Below are 22244 nucleotides of genomic sequence, written 5' to 3' on the forward strand. Positions count from 1 at the left end.
GGAGGTTCGCCTGGAATCTGGGTGGCGGGTGGCGGGTGGCTGACTGGTGGCGGCGCGTGGGGGTGGCCAGGGTGTGGCGTGCAATTTGGCTTGTACAAGAGGTCTTGAGTAATTGCGGGAGGCGCGCGTTCCGTGGAGGGAAGGCGGGGAGGGCTAGTAGTAGCGGCGGACGTGGGGCCAGAGGGTGGGCCAGGGGGTGATGGGGGCGTCGCAGCGGACGAGGGTGGTGCCGTCTTCTTCGTTGGCTACGGGGTTTTGGACGGTGGTTAGCAGGTGGCAGTTGGGGAAGTTGGACTCGAGGGTGGGGGAGCGTTCTATTTGGATCAGGAGGACTGGGCCGGTGGCGGTGGCGGGTGGGTGTTCCCAGTCGGCGAAGCTCATGTGGGGGGAGTAGGCGAGGGGGAGGTTGTGGGCGGGGCCGTAGCGGCGGAGGGCGCCGGCTTCGCCGTAGTTGCCGGCGAGGATGGTGGTGGTGGCTCGTTCGGCTGGGGGGATCGCGTTCGCGACTGTGGTGGTGAGGTTTTGCCAGCCGATTTGTTCGCCTTGCTCCTGGTTGACGGGGATGACGAAGTCGACGGCTGAGGTGGGGAGGACGGGGAGGGTGAAGATGAAGGAACTGACTGCGGTGAAGGCCAGGGCGGTGGCTGCCAGGGCGCGGTGTCGGGTGAACCAGGCGAGGGTGGGTTCGGCGCCGGCTGCGAGTAGGACGTAGAGCAGGGGGAGGGCGTAGTAGGACTTGCCGCCTACGGCCAGTACGGCGATGCAGAGGAGCGGGTAGGCGAGTGCGACCGCGCGTGGCCACTGCAGCTTCCAGAGTCGGCGGAAGCCGGCTACCCACACGGGGAGCAGGAGTGGAGCGAGCTGCAGGATCTGCAGGGGGATGAACATGATGCGGTTCTCGGTACCGTCATCTTCCGCGATTCCACCGGCGATCGTCAGCTGCGGCCAGTCGTGCTGGAACTGCCAGATGACGTTGGGCAGCGCGACGAGGCCCGCGATGGCGATACCCGCGAGCAGCCACCACGAACGCAGTACTCGGCGAGGTCCGACGATCAGCAGCGCGGCAAGGAGGGCTGCGATCGGCAGTACGACGAGGTACTTGTTCTCGAGGGCGATTCCCGCGGTCAGCCCGAGTGCCAGCCACCAGCGACGGTCGTCCGTGCGCAGGAGCTTGACCGCGAACAACGCGATGAGCATCCAGGCGAGCAGGTCGTAGGTCGCGGTCGAGACCATGTGGCCCACGCCAGGCAGGAAGCCCGAGACGGCTGCGCAGACCGCGGCCACCAGCTGACCAGGGCGGTTGCTCCCGAACTCACGGGCCAGGAGCGCGACCACGATCACCGTCGCTGCGCTGGCGAGAGTCGAGATGACTCGCAAGCCCATCGGGGTATTGCCGAACAGCTCGGTGGAGACGCGGGCGATCAACGGCGTCAGTGGCGGTTGGTCGACGTACCCCCAGGCGAGGTGGTCGCCCGCGACCATGAAGTACAGCTCGTCGCGGTGATAGCCGTACCGGCCCGACAGGGCAGTCAGTACGGCGGCCAGCGCCCCGGCGACAGCGAACACGGAACGCGCAGCAAAGGCGGGGGCGGCCGGAATCATGCTCGAATGTTGACAGCACAACGAGGTCAAGACCAGGTCAATTCAGCCATCGCTCAGGCTGCCCCCGATCCAACAGCACGACGCGGCCCGCAGCACCGTCGTCGCGAACAAACCGAACCACCGCATCCGTCACCGCCTCGAGCGGCACCTGCTCCGCACCACGCTCAGCGGCTGGCAGCATCGCTCGCTCCTGGATGCCGCGCTCGGTGGCGACCCAATCCGGTACGACGCAGTTGACGCGGACGCGATGTGTCGCGGCCAGCGGGGCGAGCGTTGCCGTGAAGCGGATCAGCCCGGCCTTCGCGACGCTGTATTCAGGCGAAGAGTGTTCGTCGAACCCGAGCCCGGCGGTCGATCCGATGTTGACGATCGCGCCGCCGCCCGCCTGCTGCATCGCGTCGAGGGCGAGTTGGGTGGCGAGCATCGGTGCGCGGAGGTTGAGGTCGAGCGCGGCCGACCATCGCTCGGCGGATGCCTCGGGGAAGCACGGCGCGAGCGAAGGTCCACCGCCGGCGTTGTTGACGAGGATGTGTGGTTGGCATGACATCAGCTGTGCGACGGCCGCATCGTCGCGCATATCGACTTGGACGAAGCGGGCCGCCGGGCCGATCGACGTACAGGTTTCGACGCCGCCGGCTGGGTCGAGGTCGGCGACCACCACCTCGGCGCCCTCGGCGGCCAGGCGCTGGGCGATGGCTCGGCCGATGCCGACGGCGGCTCCGGTGACGACTGCGCGTTTGCCGTGGATGTCCATGGTTTGCAGGTTGTCACCGCGCACCGACAGTCTTCGGGGATGATTTGATATGCCAACCAGACCGGGCGGCGTGAGGAGGACGGGCGGGTGCTGCTATACGAGGAGATCTGTGCGCGGTTGCTCGACCAGATCCGGCGTGGGGTTTTGGGGCCGGGGGACCGGGTGGCGTCGGAGATGGAGCTGGCGGTGGAGTTCGACGTCAGCCGGATCACGTCGAAGCGGGCGCTCGAGGTGCTGCGGGAGGCCGGGCTGGTCGAGCGGGTCCGGGGTAAGGGCACGTTCGTGGTGCAGCAGTTGCCGGATCTGGCCGGGCTCACGATGCCGCTGCGCGGGCGGGTCGCGACGCCGCGACGGGAGGCGCGCACGATCGCGCTCGTAGTACCGGATGTGTCGGACTCCTATGGCCTCGAGCTGATGTGTGCGATCGAGGAGCGCTGTGCGGAACACGAGACGCACCTGATCGTACGGCGGACGCACGGGCGGCAGGCCGATGAGGAGAAGGCCGTGGACTCGCTGGTGGCGACCGGCGAGGTGGATGGCCTGATCGTGTTCCCGGTGCATGGGGACTTCTACAACGCGAGTCTGTTGCGGCAGGTGCTGGACGGGTACCCGATCGTGCTGGTCGACCGCCACCTGTCCGGGATTCCGGTGGCTGCGGTCCACACCGATAACGTCGCGGCCTCGCGAGCGCTCACCACGCAACTGCTCGACCAGGGGCATCAGCACATCGCGTTCGTGTCGCCGCCGCCGGTCAACACGTCGTCGATCGAGGAGCGGCTCGAGGGTTTCCGGTCGGCGTTTCAGGGGCGCGGGCAGGCCTATGAGCTGACGGATCTGCGCAGCACGCTGCCCGGTTCGATGGAGAGTGTGCAGGGGGATATCGACGCGATTCGTCAGTTCCGGGATCGGTTCCCGGAGGTGACGGCGTATTTCGCGTGTGAGTACAACCTGGCTCGGATGACGGATCACGCGCTGGGTGGCGATCGGGTCATCGCGTGTTTCGACTCGCCGGGGGACTCGATCGGCGGGCCGCCGTACCTGCATGTGCAGCAGAACCAAGGTCAGATGGGTCGTACGGCGGTGGATCTGCTGGTCGCGCGGTTGCGTGGTGAGACGGTGCCCAACCTGTCGTACGTGCCGTTCGAGATCGTTCCCGCCGCGGACCACTGACTTTCGGCAGTACTGCGGGGGCCCGGCGGCTGTGTAGCGTCGGCGGCATGAACTGGCGGCGCTTGGGAGATGTCGGCCTGTGGGCGGCCCTGAGTTTCCCGGTGGTCGCGGAGAGCGGTGCCCGGCAGGATCCGTGGGTGATGCGGCTGGCGTGTATCGCGGTGGTCGGTACGGCGGTGCTGTTGCGGCGGAGCCGGCCCTTGCTCGCGCTGGCGCTGGTTTCTTCGGCGGAGAGCGCGATCTTGGCGTTCTCACTGGGGACCCGGAATGGCGTTCCGATCGCGCTGGTGTTCGCGATGATCGTGCTGAGCTACCTGGCTGGGCGGCGGGAAACGCAGCTCCGGCATTTCGTGATGCTCTGCAGTTGGACGTTGCTCGGGATGCTGGTGCTCTCGTTGGTGGTGCGGCCGGAGGTGCAGAAAACCGAGGCGGTGCTGACCTGGTTGGTCATGCTGCTGCTCGCGTTGCTGCTGGTCGTGCTGCCGTGGCTGATCGGGCGGTACCGGGCGCAGCAGTTGTTGCTGACGTCGGCCGGCTGGGAACGGGCTGAGCGGATCGAACGTGAGCAACAGATGGCGGTCGCCCAAGAACGCCTCAGAGAGCGCTCTCGGATCGCTCAGGACATGCATGACTCGGTCGGGCACGAGTTGAGCCTGATCGCTTTGCGGGCGGCGGCTCTTGAGCTCGACCCTGCGCTTCGCGACGAGCAACGGCAGGCAGCGACCTCGCTCCGGGAGGCGGCCGCGTCGGCGACCGAGCGGTTGGGCGAGATCATCGGCGTACTGCGTGACTCCGAGGCGACGACTGTGCCGCGCGACGAGACGGTGGCGGCGCTGGTGGAGCGGGCGGCCGCGTCTGGTCTTGAGGTGCGGCTGGTCGAGGAGGGTGCGGCGGAATTGGCGCCGATGGTTGATCGGGCTGTGCATCGGGTGGTGCAGGAGTCGCTAACGAACGCGAGTAAGCACGCGCCTGGGGGAGCGGTCTCCGTGAGTGTTCTTCGCGGCGACGAGGTGATCGTGACGGTGGTCGACACGGGCGCTGCACGTCCGGTGCAGGAGCCGTCGGCGTCGGGTGGTCGCGGGCTCGACGGGCTGCGCGAGCGCGTGCGGCTGGTCGGCGGAACCCTGCAAGCGGGTCCGCGCATCGGAGGCGGATTCGAGGTACGCGCCGCGATGCCACACGCAGGAGGTCGCCCCGAACCCGAGCCCTCAGCCGGGGCAGCACCCGGTCCCGAACCGAAGGGCGAAGGCGGGGCTGCGGTTGAGCGGGATCGGGTTCGGCGGCGGGCGCGGCGGGGGTTGGTGACGGCTGTGGTGGCGCCGTTGGGGTTGGGGGCGGTGATCGGGGTGGTTGCTCTGGGCTACTACTTGGTGACTGGGTACAGCTCGATTCTGCGGCCGGCCGCGTACGACGGATTGACGCTTGGGCAGGCGGAGAACGACGTACGGAGAGCGCTCCCTGCGATGGAGATGATCGATCCGCCGTCGGAGAGTTTCACGCCACCTGGTGATTGGGCGTGCCGTTACTATCGGCCGGCTGAGCCGTTCTCGACGAACTACGTGTACCGGTTGTGTTTTGCCGGAGGGGTGTTGGTGGACAAGGCGGTTGTGCAAAGTGGTTCGGTTCCGCCAACTCCGGAGAGCACACGATGATCAGGGTCTTGCTGGCCGATGACGAGCTGATGGTTCGGGCCGGGGTGCGGGCGATTCTCGGTACCGACGACGCGATCGAGGTTGTTGCCGAGGCGGGCGATGGGGTCGAGGCGGTCGAGCTGGTTCGCCGGCATCGGCCGGATGTCGCCGTACTGGATATCCGGATGCCGCGGATGGACGGGCTGGAGGCGGGCGCCGAAATCCGGCGGCAGCACCCGGAGACGGCGGTCGTGATGCTGACGACGTTCTCCGAGGACGCTTATATCGCGCGAGCACTCGGCGACGGGGCGAGTGGGTTCCTGTTGAAGTCGGGTGATCCGCGGGAGTTGATCGCCGGGTTGAAGGCTGTGGCGGAAGGCGCGGCCTATCTGTCGCCAAGGGTGGCGCAGCGGGTGATTGCCGAGCTGAGTGGCGGATCGATGGCCAGGGCGGTCGCGGCCAAGGAGCAGGTCGAGGTGTTGAGTCCGAGAGAGCGTGAGGTGCTCGGGCTGGTCGGTGCCGGGATGTCGAATGCCGAGATCGCGCAGCGGCTGTTCCTGGTGGAAGGAACGGTGAAGGCTTACGTGAGTGCGATCCTGCTCCGGCTGGCGGTCAAGAACCGTGTCCAGGCGGCGATCGTTGCCTATGAAGCCGGTTTGGTGATGACCCCAAGAAAATAGGCACAGGTGCTGCGGGTGGCAGGAACCTGCGACGCTCCGGGTGGTGACATGGCGTGGACACCGGGTCATGGGATAGTGGGACACCTGGGGACCTCACCCCCGGATCGACAGACCAAGCCTGTGGGGCGTTTCCGCCCCTTCTCACAGAAATCGGGGACCCAGGTCGTGACCGACTCGCACAACTCCGGACAGCACAAGGACCGGGAAGCGGCGGCGGCCGAGGTCCGGAGAATGTGGCAACCGACGCCGTCCTGGACCCAGCCGGACCCGAACTCCGAGCCTGCCGCCGACCCGGCAGAGACTCCGGAGCAGACCCCGGACGCCCTGTCCGAGGAGTTCCCGGGCGACTCGTGGTCGCGGCCCGCGGGCCAGGCCGCGCCGTGGGAGAAGCAGCAGCCCCAGCCCCAGCCCGAGCCCCCGAGCCAGCCGGCCCCGTCATGGACGCAGCCGGCCGCTGAGCCGACGGCTTCCTGGACGCAGCCCGCGGCGGAGAAGCCCGACTTCGAGGACGAGAACCTCGACGAGGTCGGCGAGACCGAAGCAGCCGCCGCCACAGAGGTCGAGGAGCCGAGCACCCCGGAACCGGCCTCGCCGGTGTTCGGTGGACAGTCCTTCAACGTCACCAGCCCGCCCCACGGGCAGGGCACCGCAGGCCAGAGCTCAACAGGCCAGAGCTCGGCAGGCCAAGGCTGGGCCGGTCAGAGCTCAGCAGACCAAGGTTGGGCAAGTCAGAGCTCGGCAGGCCAAGGCGGATACCAAGGACACGAAGCCCCGCAGCACGGCGGCCACACAGCCCCCGCGCCGCAGCAGAGCCAGCCGTTGTCCCCGGCCGCCCAGCACTTCTTCCCGCAGGGCATCCCCGGGCAGAACGTTCCGCAGCAGCGCGACGTCTCCTACCGCACCGACGAGCTGATGCAGGCGCTGCCGCTGCCGCGCGAAGCTCCGGCCGAGCGTGGTGTGCGCAGCGTGCTGCGCCTGCGCCCCGGCACCACCGAGCGCACCGAGCGGATCGCTCGCATGACCGCAGCGACCGCGTTCCGCCGCCCGGTCACGATCGTCGTGGCGAACCCGAAGGGCGGCTCGGGCAAGACGCCGACCACGCTCCTGCTGGCCGGTGCGCTCGGTCAAGCGCGCGGTGGCGGGGTCGTGGCCTGGGACAACAACGAGCTGCGCGGCAACATGCACCTGCGCACCCACGACACCAACGCGCGGTCCACGGTGACCGACATGCTGCAGGCGATGGCGATGCTCACCCAGCCGGATGCACGGCTTGGCGACGTCGCGGCATACCTGCGGCACCAGGTCGCGGGGCAGTACGACGTACTGACGTCGGCGACCACGACGTATGCGCAGATCGAGGCGAAGGACTTCGACCAGATCCACCGTCTGCTGAGCCGGTTCTACAAGGTGCTCGTGATCGACACCGGGAACAACGAGGGTTCGAGCAACTGGCGTGAGGCGATGAAGGCGGCCGACGCCCTCGTCATCCCGATCAAGTGGAAGAGCCTGTCCTGCGCGGCCGCCGTACAGATGCTGGAGGAGCTGGACAACCAGGGTCCCGAGGCGCAGCGGCTGATCCGGCGCGCGATCATCGCGGTCTCGAACGGTCCGGGCGACATCAACCGCGAGGTCGAGAAGCAACTCCGCCCGTACTTCGAGTCGCGGGCGGCCGCGGTCGTCGACATCCCGACCGACCAGCACATCGCCGCCGAGGGCCCGCTCGACCACTCCGCGCTGCAGCCGGCCACCCGGCGGGCCGGTCTGGAGCTGGCAGCGAAGGTGTCCGAGCAGATCACGATCGCGCTCAACGTTCCGAGGTGACCATGAGCTCGTCCTCGACCTGAGGCTCGACCTCAGGTTGAGGGCGGCGCTTGCGGAGGTAGTGGCGGACGACCTCGACGATCAGGGTCACCGCGAGGGCGAGGCCGATCCCGAGGATGACTCCCTTGAGGGGGTTGTCCTCGAAGGCCTTGCCGCCGATGTAGCCGACCAGGCTGCAGTAGAGACCCCAGCTGACGGCGGCCAGTGCCGCGTACGGCGTGAAGCGGCGCAGCGGGTAGCGGACGCTGCCCATGGTGAGCGTGACGGCGGTGCGGCCACCGGGGATGTACCGGGCGACGATCAGGACCAGGCCACCGCGGTCGGCCAGCGCTCGGCGGGCCCACATCACCGCACTATGCCGTTTGGTACCTGGCTTGACCCGGTCGAGCATCCGGCCGCCCGCGCCCCGGCCTAGCCAGTAGGACAGATGGTCGCCGACGAAGGCGCCCAAGGCAGCGACCACGATCACGACGTACAGGTTCGGGGAACCGATCGAGGCGGCGAAGACGCCGGCGGTGACGACCAGGGTCTCGCTGGGAATGGCTGGGAAGAAGCCGTCCAGCGCGGCGAACCCCCAGACCGCGAGATAGATCCACCAGGAGGACATCAGTTCTTCGGCGAAGTGCAGCAGGGCGTCGGCCATGAAACGACGGTATGAAGAGCGGACCCTGACCCACATCGGACGACAGACCTGACTTACCCCCTACTTTCGTCAGGGGCGGCACTACGCCGATACCATTCGTGCGGGACCGGCAGTGGGCCGGTCGTACCACGAGGAGTGCACCGTGTCGGAAGTCAAGGTCCATCTGGTCGGCGTCGAGGGCGAGGCTGAGCGGAGCGTGACCGAGACGACGACGATCGGGGAGCTGTTCGCCGAGATCTTCGGCCAGGACCGCTCCGCCATCGCCGCTCGCGTCAACGGTGAGCTGCGCGATCTGTCGAAGGTCGTCGAGGACGGCGACCAGATCGAGCCGGTCAAGGCCGGGTCGGACGACGGCCGCGCGATCATCCGGCACTCGACCGCGCATGTCCTGGCGCAGGCGGTGCAGGAGCTGTTCCCGGACGCGAAGCTGGGCATCGGCCCGCCGGTCGAGAACGGTTTCTACTACGACTTCGACGTCGAGACCCCGTTCACGCCGGACGACCTCGGCAAGCTCGAGAAGAAGATGCAGCAGATCATCAAGGAGCGGCAGCGGTTCAGCCGCCGGGTGGTCTCCGACGACGATGCGCGCAGCGAGCTCGCAGCCGAGCCGTACAAGCTCGAGCTGATCGGCATCAAGGGTTCCGCGGCCGACGCCGCCGAGGGTGCGAGTGTCGAGGTCGGCGGCGGCGAGCTGACGATCTACGACAACATCCGTCGCGACGACACGGTCGCCTGGAAGGACCTGTGCCGTGGGCCGCACGTGCCGGCCACCGGGTACTTGGGCAACTTCAAGCTGATGCGGACGGCAGCGGCGTACTGGCGTGGTTCTGAGAAGAACCCGCAGCTGCAGCGGATCTACGGTACGGCGTGGGAGTCGCGCGACGAGCTCAAGGCGTACCTGACCCGCTTGGAGGAGGCCGCCAAGCGCGATCACCGCAAGCTGGGGAACGAGCTGGACCTGTTCAGCTTCCCCGACGAGATCGGCTCCGGGCTCGCGGTCTTCCACCCCAAGGGCGGCGTGCTGCGCAAGGTGATGGAGGACTACTCCCGCCAGCGGCACGTCGAGGACGGCTACGAGTTCGTCTACTCGCCGCACATCACCAAGGGCCAGCTGTTCGAGACCTCGGGCCACCTGGACTGGTACGCCGACGGCATGTACCCGCCCATGCACCTCGACGAGGAGCGTGGCGCGGACGGTCAGATCCGCAAGCAGGGTCAGGACTACTACCTGAAGCCGATGAACTGCCCGATGCACAACCTGATCTTCGCCGCGCGTGGTCGCTCGTACCGCGAGCTGCCGTTGCGGCTGTTCGAGTTCGGCACGGTCTACCGGCTGGAGAAGTCGGGCGTCATCCACGGCATGACCCGGGCTCGCGGCTTCACGCAGGACGACGCGCACATCTACTGCACGCGTGAGCAAATGCGCGACGAGCTGAAGGCGCTGCTGACCTTCGTGCTCGGTCTGCTGGCCGACTACGGCCTGGACGACTTCTACCTCGAGCTCTCCACGAAGAACCCGGAGAAGTTCGTCGGCTCCGACGAGGTCTGGGAAGAGGCGACCAACACGCTGCGCGAGGTCGCCGAGGGCTCCGGTCTCGAGCTGGTCCCGGACCCGGGCGGCGCTGCGTTCTACGGCCCGAAGATCTCCGTGCAGGCCCGCGACGCGATCGGCCGCACCTGGCAGATGTCGACGATCCAGCTGGACTTCAACCTGCCGGAGCGCTTCGAGCTGGAGTACACCGCGCCGGATGGTTCGCGCCAGCGCCCGGTGATGATCCACCGCGCACTGTTCGGTTCGATCGAGCGGTTCGTTGCGGTCCTGGTCGAGCACTACGCCGGCGTCTTCCCGCCGTGGCTGGCCCCGGTCCAGGTGATCGGGATCCCGATCACCGACGGCCACGTCGACTACCTGTACGACGTCGCCCAGCAACTGAAGTCGCAGGGCATCCGGATCGAGGTCGACGGCTCCGACGACCGGATGCAGAAGAAGATCCGCAACGCGCAGAAGTCGAAGGTCCCGTTCATGCTCATCGCGGGTGACGACGACATGGCCGCCGGATCGGTCTCGTTCCGCTACCGCGACGGCACGCAGAAGAACGGCGTACCGGTCGCGGACGCGATCGCCGAGATCGTCGAGGCCGTCGCGCGGCGTGTTCAGGTATGACGGGCGTCCAGGTATGACTGACACCCCGGAGTCGCCGTACCAGCCGGAGGAGCTGGTGCGGCAGGACGGGGTCGGGGTGGGCGATCCGTTCCTGCGGTTGTGGACGCCGCACCGGATGGCCTACATCGAGGGTGAGAACAAGCCGACGAGCAAGGATGCCGGTTCGGGGTGCCCGTTCTGCCGGCTGCCGGGGTTGCCGGATGCGGACGCGTTGATCGTGCATCGGGCCGAGGCGGCGTACGCCGTACTGAACCTGTACCCGTACAACCCGGGGCACCTGATGCTGGTGCCGTATCGGCATGTGGCCGACTACACCGAGCTGACTGCGGCCGAGGTGTCGGATATCGCGGCGCTGACGCAGCAGGCGATGCTGGCGGTTCGTGCGGTGTCGGACGCGCATGGGTTCAACATCGGGATGAATCAGGGTGAGATCGCCGGGGCCGGGATTGCCGGGCATCTGCACCAGCACGTCGTACCGCGCTGGTCGGGCGACGGGAACTTCATGCCGGTGATCGGTCACACGAAGGTGTTGCCGCAGTTGCTCGGGGACACCCGGGCACTGCTCGCCAAGTCATGGCCCACTGACTAGCGCAGGAACAGCGGCATCATCTGGTCGACGATCTCGTTCAACGCATCGAGGCTGACCTCGCGGGGCGGCGTGGTCAGGGCCGTGACCCGTACGACGCGGCGGCCGAGGCGGAAGACGAGTTCGCCTTCCTCGGGGATGTAGTAGCCGGGGCTGCCGATCGGGGCGTTCCGCGGTGGGGGAACGCGTTGCGATTCCGGGATGGTGGGTTGGTCGAACGCCTCGACGATCGAGACCGTGGCGTCGTACGTGCCCCAGATGCAGGTGAGCGCGCCGTGGACCCGATAGTCACGGCGTAGCTGGGCAGACGCCCCGATGAACTTCTCGGCGGCCGAGTTCGACAGCTGACAGGTGGGATCGGTTTGCCGAGCAGCCCGAAGCACACGCGGTACGGCGTCCTTCGCGGCCAGCGCGATCGTGACGGCCTTGGCGCGGTCGAGGCCGTTCGGGTGGCCCTGGTCGATACCGCCGGCGGGGGCAATGCGGACCGCGCGATCGCCGGTGATGAACACGATCCGGGACTCGGTGATCTGTGCTTCCGGGCCGAGTTCGGTCAGTGGCGCGATGTGCCCGGCGCCGGTGAGCAGTCGGCCGAGCGCGTCGGGCTGGCGGGGGAGAGCGCTCACTCCGACCGTGACCGGGCGGCCCTCGACGAGGAGGGTGCATAGGTCGAGGGCGGGCAGACCGCCGTCGTTCCAGGCTCCGGAGTGGGCGGCGACCGGGAGACCGAGACGGGCGGTCAGTTCGGCGGAGATCGCCGTACAGACCTGAGGGCCGTCAGCGGCCGAGCGGCCGTCGAGGCCTTCGGCCTGCGGGGGAGCGACCACGGTCGGGACGCCGGCGGGGAAGGTCGGGACGGACGGCTGGGCGCGATCGGCGGTCCGGGCGACCGAACATCCGGTCAGAACCACCGCGACGAGCACGGCGAACGGGGCGATCCGCATGCCTCACCTCCCGAGTTTCATGAGTCCAGGATCACTTGCCGAAGGGTGGCTGTCACCTGATGGTGACTTCGCTCGACTACGATCACGCACGCCATGCTTAACAGATTCCGGCATTTCTGGACCTTGGTGATCACGCCGATCGCCAACCTCCTGCTCAAACTCGGCGTGAGCGCCGACATGGTCACGCTGGTGGGCACCGTTGGGGTGTCCGCCGGAGCGCTGATCTTCTTCCCGCGCGGTGAGCTGTGGATCGGCGCGCTGGTGATCACCTGTTTCGTCTTCTCGGACCTGATCGACGGCTATATGGCCCGGACGTCGGGCACCTCGTCGAAGTGGGGTTCGTACCTGGACTCCACGCTGGACCGGATCGCCGACGGCGCGATCTTCGGCGCGCTGGTGCTCTTCTACGCCAACTCCCGCGCGGGTGACTCGACGCTGATGGCGTCGGTCGCGCTGTGGGCGCTGGTGATGGGCGCGGTCACGTCGTACGCGCGGGCCAAGGCGGAGAGCCTCGGGTACAAGGCGAGCGGCGGCCTGGCCGAGCGCGCCGACCGTCTGGTGTTCGTGCTGGTGACGGCGTTCTTCTCGGACGTCTTCAACCTGCCGATCCTGCTCGAGATCGTGATCTGGTACATCGCCGTCGCGAGCACGATCACCGTCGTCCAGCGGTCGCTGTCGGTGCGCAAGCAGGTGCTGGCCGACCCCGCCGGCGCCGGTCTCGACACCCCGCCGCCACCACCGGCCGACCCGCAGAGCTGATCAATGGAGGGTCTCCGCCAGCGGGCTGTCGACCTAGCGTTCGCTCTCGCCTGGACCGTCGTACGGCGCCTGCCGGAACGAACTGTGACGCGGTTGTTCCGGTACGCGGCGGACCGCACCTATCGCGGCAACGGTCGCGGGGTGCAGCGGCTGCGCAGCAACCTCGAGGTCGTTCGGCCGGACGCGACTCCGGCGGAGCTCGACGCGTTGACCCAGGCCGGGATGCGTTCGTACCTGCGCTACTGGCAGGAGGCGTTCCGGTTGCCGGATTGGACCGATGAGCAGATCGTCGGTCGGGTCCGGACGGTGAACGAGAAGCTCCTCCGGGACGCGCATGCGGCAGGCAACGGCGTCATCTGCGGCCTGCCGCATCTGGCGAACTACGACCACGCCGGTGCCTGGGCCGGGCGGACGGGGATGCCGGTGTGGACGGTCGCGGAGCGGCTGAAACCCGAGTCGCTCTTCGACCGTTTCATTGCCTACCGCAAGAAGCTCGGCATGGAGGTGCTCCCGCTCACCGGCAGTGATGAGGACGTCACTGCCGTTCTCGCAGAGCAACTGCGGGCCGGGCAGTTCGTCTGCCTGGTCGCCGACCGCGACCTGTCCGAGCGCGGCGTACCGGTCACGTTCTTCGGCCGCCCGTCCCGCATGCCCGTCGGGCCCGCCGCGTTGAGTCTCAAGACAGGCGCACCGCTGATCCCCGCCACCCTCCACTTCGACGGCCCGGACCTCGTGATCACCTTCCACGATCCGGTCGGCCCCGAGGGCGGTGCCGCGGCGATGACTCAGCGATGCGCCGACGCGTATGCCCGCGGGATCGCCGCGCATCCTGAGGACTGGCACATGTTGCAGCGGATTTTCCTGGACGACTAGCGCACGTGGAGCCCGAAGCCGGCCCTGCCCGTGGGCTCGAGTCCGTCCTTCAACTGCAGTGAGGGAATGGCGTAGTCGCCGAAATTCTGCGGCCGGAAGGCGATCGGCTCGGTCGAGTCCAGGGTGAGCAGGCGCTGCCGCCAAGCCTTGGCGACCTCTGGGTAGTCGGCATCGGTCATCCGGTCCGTCCCGAACCGGACGAACGGCGGAAGCACTTCGAGGCCGGGGTAGTAGAGGATGCCGTGCTGGATCGGGTACAGCAGGTCGTCGATCGGCCCGTTGATCCCGCGTGCGGCGTAGTGCGATTCCGGGCCACCCGCGGTCACCGACAGCAGCGCCCTGCGGCCGGCGAGAGTGCCTTCCCCGAAGCGTTCGCCGTATTTGGTGTCGCTGTGCTCGCCGACGCCGTACGCGAAGTGGTAGGTGAACACCCGGTCCACCCAGCCCTTGAGGATCGCGGGCATCGTGTACCACCAGAGCGGGAACTGGAAGATGATCGTGTCCGCCCACAGCAGCTTCTCCTGCTCGGCGCGGACGTCGGGAGTGAGGGTGCCGGCGTCGAAGGCCCGGCCGGAGTCGCGGGCGATCTGCAGCGGGCTGGCGGCACTGGGACCGAAGTCCGCGGCGTCCACGGTCGCCTTCCAGTTCATCGCGTACAGATCACTGACCAGTACGTCGTGCCCCGCGTTCTCCAAGGTGGCGACGGCCAGGTCCTTGAGCGAGCTGTTGAGCGACTTCGGCTCGGGGTGAGCGTGGACGATCAGGGTCTTCATGGGAACTCCTTCGGATCGGATGCCGCCAACTCTGGGCGCTCCGGCGCTCGGTGTTCAGGGGCGCGTTGTCCGTTGGACCAGGCTTCCTGGTATCGGCAGGACCACCTTCGTGGTCGTCACCGAGGGGATAATGGACGCATGGACGATCTGGCAGGCTTCCTGCGAACCCGGCGCGCCCGAGTCGTCCCCGCCGCGGCCGGTATCGCCATCGACAGCCGTCGCAGGGTCGCCGGGCTGCGGCGTGAAGAGGTCGCGCACCTGTCCGGGGTCAGCGTCGACTACTACGTGCGCCTGGAGCAGGGTCGCGCAACCCAGCCGTCCGAGCAGGTCCTCGACGCGCTGGCCCGCGTCCTCGGCCTCGACGAGACCGAACGCGAGCACCTCGACCGGCTCGCGCGCCGGCGCCGCCGCCGTACCAAGGCTCCGGCGGGTCGGGTCCGGCCGGAGCTCGTCCGGGTCCTCGACCTGGTCGCCGGCGCGCCTGCCATGATCATGGACCACCGGATGGATGTGCTCGCCGGGAACCGCCTGGCCGGGCTCCTGTTCGGCCGGCCGATGCCAGGCCTGAACACCGCCCGGCACCTCTTCCTGGAGGAGGACGAGCGCGGTCTGTACGCCGATTGGGAGACCTGCACGCTCGACGTGGTCGGGCATCTGCGCTTGTCCGCCGGCAAGTATCCGGACGACCCCCGGCTGGCCTCGCTCATCGGTGAGCTGGCGATGGGCAGCGAGCGTTTCCGCCGCCTATGGGCCCGGGCCGACGTCCGTGCCCGCACCCACGGACGCAAGTCGTACCGGCATCCTTTGGTCGGCCTGCTGGACCTGCACCAGGAGAACTTCGTGCTCCCGGACCAGACGGGCCTGGAGCTGGTCACACTGTCGGCGGCGCCCGGCACTCCCGCCGAGGACGGACTGCGGTTGCTCGCCGGTCTCGACCAGGGGTGACAATCGTGTCGTGAGGATCGGCGTGGTGTGCCCGTACTCGCTGGGCATGCCCGGCGGTGTGCAGAACCATGTCCGCGACCTGGCCGAGGCGCTGCTCGACCTCGGTCACGAGGTCTCGGTACTCGCCCCGGTCGACGACAACGAAGTCCCGCCGTACGTCGTCTCGTCCGGACGCGCGGTCGGTGTTCCGTACAACGGGTCGGTGGCGCGGGTCACCTTCGGACCGCGGACCGCGGCGCGGGTGAAGAGCTGGCTGGCCGAGGGCGACTTCGATGTCGTCCACGTGCATGAGCCGACGACACCGAGTGCGTCGATCATCGCGCTGTGGTCGGCGGACGGTCCGTTCGTGTCGACGTTCCACACCTGGCAGGTCCGGTCGCGGGCGATGAGTGCGGCGTCGAGTCTGCTGCGTCCGGCGCTGGAGAAAATCGACGCCCGGATCGCAGTCTCGGAGAACGCACGCTCGATGATGGTCCAGCACGTCGGCGGCGAAGCGGTCGTGATCCCGAACGGCCTGTACACCTCGCGCTTCAAGGGCAGTCCGCGCAACGAGTGGCAGGGTGACGGCACGATCAGCTTCCTCGGTCGCCTCGACGAGCCGCGCAAGGGGCTCGGCGTCCTGCTGAAGGCCGTCCCCGCTCTCGTCACCGCGCGACCCGGCCTGAAGGTCCTGGTGGCCGGCGCCGGACAGGCCGATGAGGCCTGGCGGTCGTTGCCGTTCTGGTGCCGCGACAACGTGCTCTTCCTCGGCATGGTCGACGACGAGGCCCGCGCCGACATGCTGGCCGGCTCAGACGTGTACGTCGCTCCACACCTCGGCGGCGAGAGTTTCGGCATCGTCCTGCTCGAGGCGATGGCCGCCGGAGCGCCAGTGCTGGCCAGCGATCTGCCTGCGTTCCGCCAGGTCCTCGAGAACGGCCGCCTCGGCGACCTGGTCGAGCCCGGTGACGTGCGGATGCTGACCGACCGGGTCCTGCACCTGCTGCGCTCACCCGAGGACCGCGAACGACTCCGGTCCGCCGGACTGACCGCCGTACAGGCTTATGACTGGTCGGTCCTGGTGCCTGAACTGCTCGCGGTCTACGAGTTGGTGGCTCGCCGCTGAAAGGCGGCCAGCAAGGCGCTGCGGGTGTCGTCGGGCAAGCCGTCGGCCGGGAGGTTGCTCAGCGCCTGCTGAGTGCGCTGCATCTGGTCGAGGTAGTTTTCGCAGCCGGTGCACAGCGGGAGGTGGTCGATGAAGGTCTGCTCGGCTTCCGGTGACAGGGCGCCTTCGAGATAGGCCGTGACCTGCTCGACGAACGTCCGGCACTCGAGTTCATTCACGGCCGTCAACCTCTCTGAAGTAGAGCCCTTCCAGCTTCCCACGCAGGAACGCCCGGGCTCGATGCAGCAGCACCCGCTGGTTCGCTGCGGTGATTCCGAGCAGTTCGCAGACTTCGTCGTACGGGTAGTCCTCGATGTCGCGCAGTACGACGACGAGCCGTTGCCGCGCGGGGAGTTCGGCCAGGGCGTCGCTCAGGCATTCGCGGACCTCGGCGGTTAGCGCGCCTTGTTCGGGCGAGGGCCAGGCGGGCGGGAACTCCCACCAATGGCCGGAATCCGGCTCGCCGGGCGGGCGGAAGCGGCTCGGATCGACGGTCGGCCCGGTGTCGTCGATGCTGCTCATCGGGACGACCTTGTGCTCTCGCGTACCGCGGCGGCGGGCGGTGTTGGTGAGGATCCGGTAGACCCAGGTCCGCAATGCCGACCGGCCCTCGAAGCGGTCGATGCCCTCGATGACCGCCAGCCAGGTCTCCTGAACCACCTCGGCCGCTGACGCATCGGTCGACACGAATGACCGCGCCACCCTCAGCATCCCGCCGGACCAGCGATCCAGTACCAGCGCGAACGTGTCCTCGTCCCCGGCGCGCAACTGCGCAACCAGTACGTCGTCCGCCGGCAGCGCAGCCATCGCGTCATCGTAGTGCTGTGCGGTGCGCATTCCGCTGTACCCAGATCAGCGCGAGCCCGGCCAGCGCGACGGCACCGGTGATCATCCAGCCCGAGGTGTAGACGCCGAAGCGCTTCGTGACTACGCCGAAGGCGAGGGCGAACGGCATGAACACCACCCACGACAGCGCGCCGATCCCGGAGGCGACGCCAGTCCGGATCGTCGACGGGATGGCGTCGTGCAGCAGGCGGCTCAGGTGGATGCCGATCACCACGAGCAGGAAGGTGACCGCGACCATCGCAGCAGTCAGTACGGCGAGGTGGTGGCTCGTCGTCATGGCGATACAAGCGGCCAGCATCGTGGCAACCACCAGCACGGTCGGGGCGAGCCGATCCAGGCGGAGCCGGTGCGCGAGCAGACCACCGAGCCCGAGTGTGCCGACCAGGAGCGCCCAGAACGGGCCGTAGTACACGGCGGAGGTTTTCAGAGCGACCAGCCACAGCGGGCCGAATTCGAACATCGCCTGCAGAATCATCGCCGCCATCAACGTGGCGGCGGCGATCGGCACGAGCCGGCCGCGGTCGGTGATCGCGTGATAGGTGACGGCGAGATGGGTGCGCAGCGTGATGCGCTCCTCCGCCCGGTGCAGAGTCGGCTCGCGGAAGCGGGTGAGCACGATCAGGTAGAGCGCCGCGAACGGCAGCGTCAGCACGTACGTCGCCCGCGCGGACAGCGCCGAGGCGATCCACCCGCCCACGAGCGCACTACCCACCAGCGCGATGCTCTCGATCAGCCGGACCCGTCCGATCTGCCGCTCGTACTCCGCGCTGTCGCCGGTCTCCTCGAGCACCACGTCGTACACGACCGCCTCGACCGTGCCCGAGTACATCGCGAAGTAGATGCCGAGAATGAGCGCGGCCACGATGTAGGTGATGACGTGGTGACTCATCGCACCGACGAACACGCTGACCAGCAACGCGACCCCGGCCACCATCAACACCCCACGCCGCGACCAGCGGTCGGCCAGCACGCCCGACACCACCTCGGCGAGCGGAACCAAAGCGGCGTACGCGGCTGCCATCACTCCGACCGTGGCCGCGTCGAAGCCGATCTCGGCCATGAACAACTTCTCCACCGGCACCCAGAACCCGACGGCCTGCACAAACGTCGCCACCCACAACGGCACCAACCGCCGTCGCAAACAGCTGGGTGCTGCACGTACTGCAGTGAGCGTCATACCCCTCAGTGTCATGAGGGGGCGCAGTCGTTACACCAGCTTCGCGCTGACCGCCTTGATCTCGTCCATGTCGCCAGCGTGCGGCTGCCAGGGCAGCACCATCGGGTCGTTCGGGTAGCGGGGGATCACGTGGAGGTGAGTGTGGAATACGGTCTGCCAGGCGTCGGGCCCGATGCAGCTGAGCAGGTTGGCGCCGGTTGCCCCGTCGAGGCGCTCGATGACGCGGCCGATCAGGGACTGCGCGAGCAGAGTGATGGCGGCGAGGTCCTCAGGAGCCGTCTCGCGCAGGTCGGTGGAATGGGCACGGGGGATCACCAGAAGGTGGCCCGGGGTGGCCGGCGCGATGTCCATGAAGGCGATCGCGCGATCGTTCTCGCCGACCTGGGTCGAGGGGATGGTTCCGGCCACGATCCCGCAGAAGAGGCAGTTCTCGCTCATTCGGACAGGCTATACACTGCGCTCGCCGAAGCTGTCACCCCGAGGAGCCCGATGCCGGACGACCTGTTGCGCCCGAGTGCGGGCTCCGACGCGGACCCGTCGGATCGGCCCTGGCCGCTGCTGAACGTCGCCTATATCGCGGTGCTCGGCGGCGTGCTGCCGATCACCTGGCTGGCGTTCGTGAACAGCCGCCGGCTCGGCGTGAGCGACGCCAAACGCGGGCTGATCGTGGTGGTCGGACTGGTCGCCGTGGTGGTCGAGTTCTTCGCCGCGGGGTTGCTGGTTGCTGGAGACGGGATGTGGTGGAAGGCGCTGCTGCCGATGCGGATCATCGCGGTGCTCTGCTACTTCGTGCAGTACCGGATCCAGCTGCAGCGCGATCGGTTGTTCCAGTTGAGCGGGCGCGAGTACGCCGTGCCGTTCGGGGCCGGCAACTTGGGGATGGTGGCGATCGGTGTGTTCACTGAGTTGATGATCGCGGTGGTGGCGAGCTCATGAGTGACGAACTGTTGCGGCCGACGATCAGTTCGGCGGTGGATCCGAAGGTGCAGCCGTGGCGGCTGAACTCGCAGGCGTACGTCGCGTTCTTCGGGGGAGTGATCGCGGCGACGATCATCGCCTGGTTGAACAGCGGCCGCCTCGGGGTCGAGCGCGGTAAGCGGTTGATGATCGTCGGCACCGGCGTACTCGGACTGGGCGCGGTGATCGCGCTCTTCGCGCTGCTGAACCCCGACGGTGAGCGTACGTCGAGTCTGCGGATCGTCGTCCGGATTATCGCGGTGCTGTGCATTCTGGTGCAGATGCGTTGGCAGCGGCCGATGGATCGGGCGTTCCAGTTGCGGGGGACCGACTATCACTCGATGTGGGTGCTGGGACCGATCCTGGTCGTCACCTGTGCAATCGCCGAAGCCCTCCTTCTAGCCCTAGTGGTGATGCTGTGAACGAGCCGACCGAGTCCCGCCTGCAGATGGCCGGGCACTGGCTGCAGATCGGTCATCCCGAGCGGACCCTGGACGAGCTCCAGGGGCTGTGGGGTGACGCGGCCGTCGACTTCCGCGCCTACCTGTTCCGCGGGGCCGCGCTGCACCAACTCGATCGGAATGCGGAAGCGATCGACGTACTGAAGGACGGGCTCGCACTGCACGGGCCGTTCCTGCCGCTGCTGCAGGTGCTCGGGTCCGCGTTGCGCTCCGAAGGGCGGCTGCCCGAGGCCGAGGCGGCGTACCTGCAGGGGTTGAGCCTGGATCCGAACGATCCGGATCTGTTGATCGGCTATGCCCGCGTGTGTCTGACCGCTGGGCAGGCCGAGAAGGCGAGCGCGCTGGTCGAGCGGGCCGCGTCGCAGGCGCCGGAGAGCGCGGTCGTGTCAGCGGCCCGGGCCGAGGTCGCGTTCGCGCTCGGCAAGGACCACGACATGCGCAAGCACAGCACCGAGGCTTTGTCGCACGATCCCGAGGACCCGCATGCGCGGGCCTTGCACGGTACGGCGTCGATGCTGACCGGCGACTCGCGTTCGGGATATAACTCGCTCGCCTCGGCCGCCGCCTCACAGCCCGGCGACGAGGACCTGCGTACGGCGGCCCGCGAGGCCAGGCTGATGAACCACCCGCTGATGCTGCCGCTGCGCCCGTTCCAGCGCTTCAACCCGCTGGTCGTGTGGATCGGCGCGGTCGCGATCATCTACGGCCTCCGTATCGCCGGCCTCAGGCCACTGTCGTTCGTGTTCGCGATGGCCTGGCTCGCCTTCTGTATCTACTCCTGGGTGGCGCCGCCGCTCCTCCGCCGCTGGCTCAACCGAGGATGGGGTTCATGAACGAGCGAATCGACGCGCTGCGCAAGGCGGTCGACGCGAATCCGGACGACGTCCTGCTGAGGCTCGTCCTCGCCGAGTCGCTGGTCGGTGCCGAGAACACCGAAGAGGCGCTCGACCAGTACGTCGTACTGCTGGACAAGGACGGTTTGCCCGAGGACCAGCTCGTACCAGTGGGGGAGTTGGCCGCGGCCAACGGTCGACTCGCGCTCCTGCGCAGCTTGCTGGAGACGGCTCGCCAGAAGGGCGTCGTCGAGGGGACCGGCCGCCTGCAGCAGCTCGTCGACGAGATGATCTCCGAGCGCAGCGGCGTGAAGATCAAGGTGGGTCCCGAGGCGGAGGAGACGCCGTTCGCGGCCGACACCGCGAAGGAGACCACGACCTTCGATCAGGTCGGCGGGATGGAGGAGATCAAGCGGGTCATCCACCGCATGGTCATCCTGCCGCTCAGCCGACCCGAACTGTACGAGAAGTACGGCCGCAAGTCCGGCGGTGGCGTGCTGCTCTACGGCCCGCCCGGTTGCGGCAAGACACTGCTGGCGCGGGCGACCGCGGGGGAGTGCGGGCTGCCGTTCATCAACGTCCGCATCGAAGACGTGATGGACCCCTACCTCGGCGTCTCCGAGCGCAACCTGCACGCCGCGTTCGAGCGCGCCCGCGCCAACGCACCGTGCGTGCTGTTCCTCGACGAGCTCGACGCACTGGCCTTCGCCCGGCACAAGCACGGTGGATCCGAGGCACGCCGGCTCGTCGACGTCCTGCTCCAGGAGATGGACGCGATCGGCTCCGAGAACGACGGCCTATTGGTGCTCGCGGCAACCAATGCCCCCTGGGATGTCGACGAAGCCATGCTGCGCCCCGGCCGCTTCGACCGCGTGATCTTCGTACCACCGCCCGACGAACCAGCCCGCGCCGACATCCTGTCCGTACTGGTGAAGGACGTACCGGCCGACGGACTCGACCTGAAGGCGATCGCCGGCCAGACACCAATGTTCAGCGGCGCCGACCTACGCGCCCTCATCGACCGCGGCGTCGACCGAGTCATCGACGAGGCCCTGGCCGGCGGCGGCGAACCCCCGCTGGCCATGCACCACCTAGCGGATGTGTTGAACACGATGAAGCCGTCCACCCTGGACTGGCTCCACCGCGTCCGCTCCTACATCGAGTTCGCAAACCAAAGCGAGCGGTACGACGACGTCGCGTCGTACCTGAAGTCCCGCGACGTCCGCCGCCGCCTCAACCGCGACTCCAAGAGCTAACCCCACCGGCCCCCACCGCATCCCGTCCCCGCCACAACGCCCGAAGAACCCGCACGCGTGGTCTCCGGATCGCCGGACGTCAACCGCAGCCCCCACCTAACGTCCGAAAGATCGGAGAGCCCGCCTCCGGTTGTTCGGACGTTAACCGCAGCCCCCACCTAACGTCCGAAAGATCGGAGAGCCCGCCTCCGGATGGTCGGACGTTAGGGGAGGTCATGGGAACGC

23 protein-coding genes are annotated in these 22244 nt (G+C 68.1%); 14 read left to right on the forward strand and 9 right to left on the reverse strand.

What is annotated here, in order from left to right; translation table 11 throughout:
* Positions 1-153: 153 nt before the first annotated feature.
* Together ABD231_RS07375 and ABD231_RS07380 are read right to left on the reverse strand one after the other, a co-directional pair.
* Positions 154-1602: an ArnT family glycosyltransferase gene (locus tag ABD231_RS07375; protein WP_344147017.1), complete on the reverse strand. Its 1449-nt coding sequence runs from the start codon at positions 1600-1602 to the stop codon at positions 154-156.
* A gap of 37 nt (positions 1603-1639) precedes the next feature.
* On the reverse strand, positions 1640-2380 hold the full coding sequence (locus ABD231_RS07380; protein ID WP_344147020.1) for an SDR family NAD(P)-dependent oxidoreductase: 741 nt from the start codon (positions 2378-2380) through the stop codon (positions 1640-1642).
* A gap of 63 nt (positions 2381-2443) precedes the next feature.
* Here ABD231_RS07380 and ABD231_RS07385 point away from each other — a divergent pair, with 63 nt between their 5' ends.
* The 4 genes from ABD231_RS07385 (at position 2444) to ABD231_RS07400 (ending at position 7658) form a co-directional block, all read left to right on the forward strand.
* Positions 2444-3526 (forward strand): GntR family transcriptional regulator, encoded by a 1083-nt coding sequence (locus tag ABD231_RS07385; RefSeq protein ID WP_344147023.1) that lies wholly within the window; start codon positions 2444-2446, stop codon positions 3524-3526.
* A gap of 47 nt (positions 3527-3573) precedes the next feature.
* Entirely contained in the window at positions 3574-5178 is a 1605-nt protein-coding gene (locus ABD231_RS07390; RefSeq protein ID WP_344147026.1) for a sensor histidine kinase, read from the forward strand.
* The gene (locus ABD231_RS07395; protein WP_344147029.1) at positions 5175-5837 is read left to right on the forward strand and encodes a response regulator; all 663 of its coding nucleotides are present in this window, start codon (positions 5175-5177) and stop codon (positions 5835-5837) included. Before ABD231_RS07390 ends, ABD231_RS07395 begins: the two co-directional genes overlap by 4 nt.
* Before the next feature lie 165 nt (positions 5838-6002).
* Complete coding sequence (locus ABD231_RS07400) at positions 6003-7658, forward strand: division plane positioning ATPase MipZ (RefSeq protein ID WP_344147032.1); 1656 nt, start codon at positions 6003-6005, stop codon at positions 7656-7658.
* Here ABD231_RS07400 and ABD231_RS07405 read toward each other — a convergent pair.
* The gene (locus ABD231_RS07405; RefSeq protein WP_344147035.1) at positions 7642-8301 is read right to left on the reverse strand and encodes a DedA family protein; all 660 of its coding nucleotides are present in this window, start codon (positions 8299-8301) and stop codon (positions 7642-7644) included. The two genes, ABD231_RS07400 and ABD231_RS07405, sit on opposite strands and share 17 nt — an antisense overlap.
* A 142-nt stretch (positions 8302-8443) precedes the next feature.
* Here ABD231_RS07405 and thrS point away from each other — a divergent pair, with 142 nt between their 5' ends.
* Positions 8444-10465 carry a threonine--tRNA ligase gene (gene thrS, locus ABD231_RS07410; RefSeq protein ID WP_344147038.1) on the forward strand — a complete coding sequence of 674 codons (2022 nt, stop codon included), beginning with the start codon at positions 8444-8446 and terminating at the stop codon, positions 10463-10465.
* 13 nt (positions 10466-10478) lie between these two features.
* Complete coding sequence (locus tag ABD231_RS07415; protein WP_344147041.1) at positions 10479-11054, forward strand: HIT family protein; 576 nt, start codon at positions 10479-10481, stop codon at positions 11052-11054.
* Here ABD231_RS07415 and ABD231_RS07420 read toward each other — a convergent pair.
* Positions 11051-11995, reverse strand: a complete 945-nt coding sequence (locus ABD231_RS07420; protein ID WP_344147044.1) for a hypothetical protein — start codon at positions 11993-11995, stop codon at positions 11051-11053. The two genes, ABD231_RS07415 and ABD231_RS07420, sit on opposite strands and share 4 nt — an antisense overlap.
* Positions 11996-12088: 93 nt before the next feature.
* On the opposite strand from ABD231_RS07420, the gene pgsA reads away from it, so the two are divergent.
* Both pgsA and ABD231_RS07430 read left to right on the forward strand, forming a co-directional pair.
* On the forward strand, positions 12089-12754 hold the full coding sequence (pgsA, locus tag ABD231_RS07425; protein WP_344147046.1) for a phosphatidylinositol phosphate synthase: 666 nt from the start codon (positions 12089-12091) through the stop codon (positions 12752-12754).
* 3 nt (positions 12755-12757) lie between these two features.
* The gene (locus ABD231_RS07430) at positions 12758-13627 is read left to right on the forward strand and encodes a phosphatidylinositol mannoside acyltransferase (RefSeq protein WP_344147049.1); all 870 of its coding nucleotides are present in this window, start codon (positions 12758-12760) and stop codon (positions 13625-13627) included.
* Here the strand turns inward: ABD231_RS07430 and ABD231_RS07435 are convergent.
* Positions 13624-14400, reverse strand: coding sequence for an NAD(P)H-dependent oxidoreductase (locus ABD231_RS07435; RefSeq protein WP_344147052.1), 777 nt, complete (start codon positions 14398-14400; stop codon positions 13624-13626). The two genes, ABD231_RS07430 and ABD231_RS07435, sit on opposite strands and share 4 nt — an antisense overlap.
* A 138-nt stretch (positions 14401-14538) precedes the next feature.
* Here ABD231_RS07435 and ABD231_RS07440 point away from each other — a divergent pair, with 138 nt between their 5' ends.
* Positions 14539-15345, forward strand: a complete 807-nt coding sequence (locus ABD231_RS07440) for a helix-turn-helix transcriptional regulator (protein ID WP_344147055.1) — start codon at positions 14539-14541, stop codon at positions 15343-15345.
* Between the two features lie 10 nt (positions 15346-15355).
* Complete coding sequence (locus tag ABD231_RS07445; RefSeq protein ID WP_344147058.1) at positions 15356-16450, forward strand: glycosyltransferase family 4 protein; 1095 nt, start codon at positions 15356-15358, stop codon at positions 16448-16450.
* On the opposite strand, the gene ABD231_RS07450 is transcribed toward ABD231_RS07445, so the two are convergent.
* The 4 genes from ABD231_RS07450 to ABD231_RS07465 are packed head-to-tail and all read right to left on the reverse strand — an operon-like array spanning position 16426 to position 18950.
* The gene (locus ABD231_RS07450; RefSeq protein ID WP_344147061.1) at positions 16426-16668 is read right to left on the reverse strand and encodes an anti-sigma factor family protein; all 243 of its coding nucleotides are present in this window, start codon (positions 16666-16668) and stop codon (positions 16426-16428) included. The two genes, ABD231_RS07445 and ABD231_RS07450, sit on opposite strands and share 25 nt — an antisense overlap.
* A complete protein-coding gene (locus tag ABD231_RS07455) occupies positions 16661-17296 on the reverse strand; it encodes an RNA polymerase sigma factor (RefSeq protein ID WP_344147064.1) in 636 nt (211 codons plus the stop codon). The genes ABD231_RS07450 and ABD231_RS07455 overlap by 8 nt, the downstream gene beginning before the upstream one ends.
* Before the next feature lie 4 nt (positions 17297-17300).
* Positions 17301-18512: an MFS transporter gene (locus tag ABD231_RS07460; protein WP_344147067.1), complete on the reverse strand. Its 1212-nt coding sequence runs from the start codon at positions 18510-18512 to the stop codon at positions 17301-17303.
* 30 nt (positions 18513-18542) lie between these two features.
* Positions 18543-18950: an HIT family protein gene (locus tag ABD231_RS07465; protein ID WP_344147070.1), complete on the reverse strand. Its 408-nt coding sequence runs from the start codon at positions 18948-18950 to the stop codon at positions 18543-18545.
* A gap of 51 nt (positions 18951-19001) precedes the next feature.
* Between ABD231_RS07465 and ABD231_RS07470 the strand changes: the two genes are divergently transcribed.
* The 4 genes from ABD231_RS07470 to ABD231_RS07485 are packed head-to-tail and all read left to right on the forward strand — an operon-like array spanning position 19002 to position 22019.
* Positions 19002-19448: a hypothetical protein gene (locus ABD231_RS07470; RefSeq protein ID WP_344147073.1), complete on the forward strand. Its 447-nt coding sequence runs from the start codon at positions 19002-19004 to the stop codon at positions 19446-19448.
* Positions 19445-19891 carry a hypothetical protein gene (locus ABD231_RS07475; RefSeq protein ID WP_344147076.1) on the forward strand — a complete coding sequence of 149 codons (447 nt, stop codon included), beginning with the start codon at positions 19445-19447 and terminating at the stop codon, positions 19889-19891. Before ABD231_RS07470 ends, ABD231_RS07475 begins: the two co-directional genes overlap by 4 nt.
* Positions 19888-20763 (forward strand): tetratricopeptide repeat protein, encoded by an 876-nt coding sequence (locus ABD231_RS07480; protein ID WP_344147079.1) that lies wholly within the window; start codon positions 19888-19890, stop codon positions 20761-20763. The genes ABD231_RS07475 and ABD231_RS07480 overlap by 4 nt, the downstream gene beginning before the upstream one ends.
* Entirely contained in the window at positions 20760-22019 is a 1260-nt protein-coding gene (locus tag ABD231_RS07485) for a tetratricopeptide repeat protein (protein ID WP_344147082.1), read from the forward strand. Before ABD231_RS07480 ends, ABD231_RS07485 begins: the two co-directional genes overlap by 4 nt.
* Positions 22020-22244: the final 225 nt, after the last annotated feature.

The sequence above is a fragment of the Kribbella yunnanensis genome (genome assembly GCF_039529655.1).
GTDB classification, from domain to species: Bacteria; Actinomycetota; Actinomycetes; order Propionibacteriales; family Kribbellaceae; genus Kribbella; species Kribbella yunnanensis.

What these genes read in the sequence shown, in the direction of transcription:
- ABD231_RS07375 (WP_344147017.1), bottom strand. Translation starts at nt 1,602, where the DNA reads ATGATTCCGGCCGCCCCCGCCTTTGCTGCGCGTTCCGTGTTCGCTGTC.
- ABD231_RS07390 (WP_344147026.1), top strand. Translation starts at nt 3,574, where the DNA reads ATGAACTGGCGGCGCTTGGGAGATGTCGGCCTGTGGGCGGCCCTGAGT.
- ABD231_RS07395 (WP_344147029.1), top strand. Translation starts at nt 5,175, where the DNA reads ATGATCAGGGTCTTGCTGGCCGATGACGAGCTGATGGTTCGGGCCGGG.
- ABD231_RS07405 (WP_344147035.1), bottom strand. Translation starts at nt 8,301, where the DNA reads ATGGCCGACGCCCTGCTGCACTTCGCCGAAGAACTGATGTCCTCCTGG.
- ABD231_RS07415 (WP_344147041.1), top strand. Translation starts at nt 10,479, where the DNA reads ATGACTGACACCCCGGAGTCGCCGTACCAGCCGGAGGAGCTGGTGCGG.
- ABD231_RS07420 (WP_344147044.1), bottom strand. Translation starts at nt 11,995, where the DNA reads ATGCGGATCGCCCCGTTCGCCGTGCTCGTCGCGGTGGTTCTGACCGGA.
- pgsA (WP_344147046.1), top strand. Translation starts at nt 12,089, where the DNA reads ATGCTTAACAGATTCCGGCATTTCTGGACCTTGGTGATCACGCCGATC.
- ABD231_RS07430 (WP_344147049.1), top strand. Translation starts at nt 12,758, where the DNA reads ATGGAGGGTCTCCGCCAGCGGGCTGTCGACCTAGCGTTCGCTCTCGCC.
- ABD231_RS07435 (WP_344147052.1), bottom strand. Translation starts at nt 14,400, where the DNA reads ATGAAGACCCTGATCGTCCACGCTCACCCCGAGCCGAAGTCGCTCAAC.
- ABD231_RS07440 (WP_344147055.1), top strand. Translation starts at nt 14,539, where the DNA reads ATGGACGATCTGGCAGGCTTCCTGCGAACCCGGCGCGCCCGAGTCGTC.
- ABD231_RS07455 (WP_344147064.1), bottom strand. Translation starts at nt 17,296, where the DNA reads ATGGCTGCGCTGCCGGCGGACGACGTACTGGTTGCGCAGTTGCGCGCC.
- ABD231_RS07460 (WP_344147067.1), bottom strand. Translation starts at nt 18,512, where the DNA reads ATGACGCTCACTGCAGTACGTGCAGCACCCAGCTGTTTGCGACGGCGG.
- ABD231_RS07465 (WP_344147070.1), bottom strand. Translation starts at nt 18,950, where the DNA reads ATGAGCGAGAACTGCCTCTTCTGCGGGATCGTGGCCGGAACCATCCCC.
- ABD231_RS07470 (WP_344147073.1), top strand. Translation starts at nt 19,002, where the DNA reads ATGCCGGACGACCTGTTGCGCCCGAGTGCGGGCTCCGACGCGGACCCG.
- ABD231_RS07475 (WP_344147076.1), top strand. Translation starts at nt 19,445, where the DNA reads ATGAGTGACGAACTGTTGCGGCCGACGATCAGTTCGGCGGTGGATCCG.
- ABD231_RS07485 (WP_344147082.1), top strand. Translation starts at nt 20,760, where the DNA reads ATGAACGAGCGAATCGACGCGCTGCGCAAGGCGGTCGACGCGAATCCG.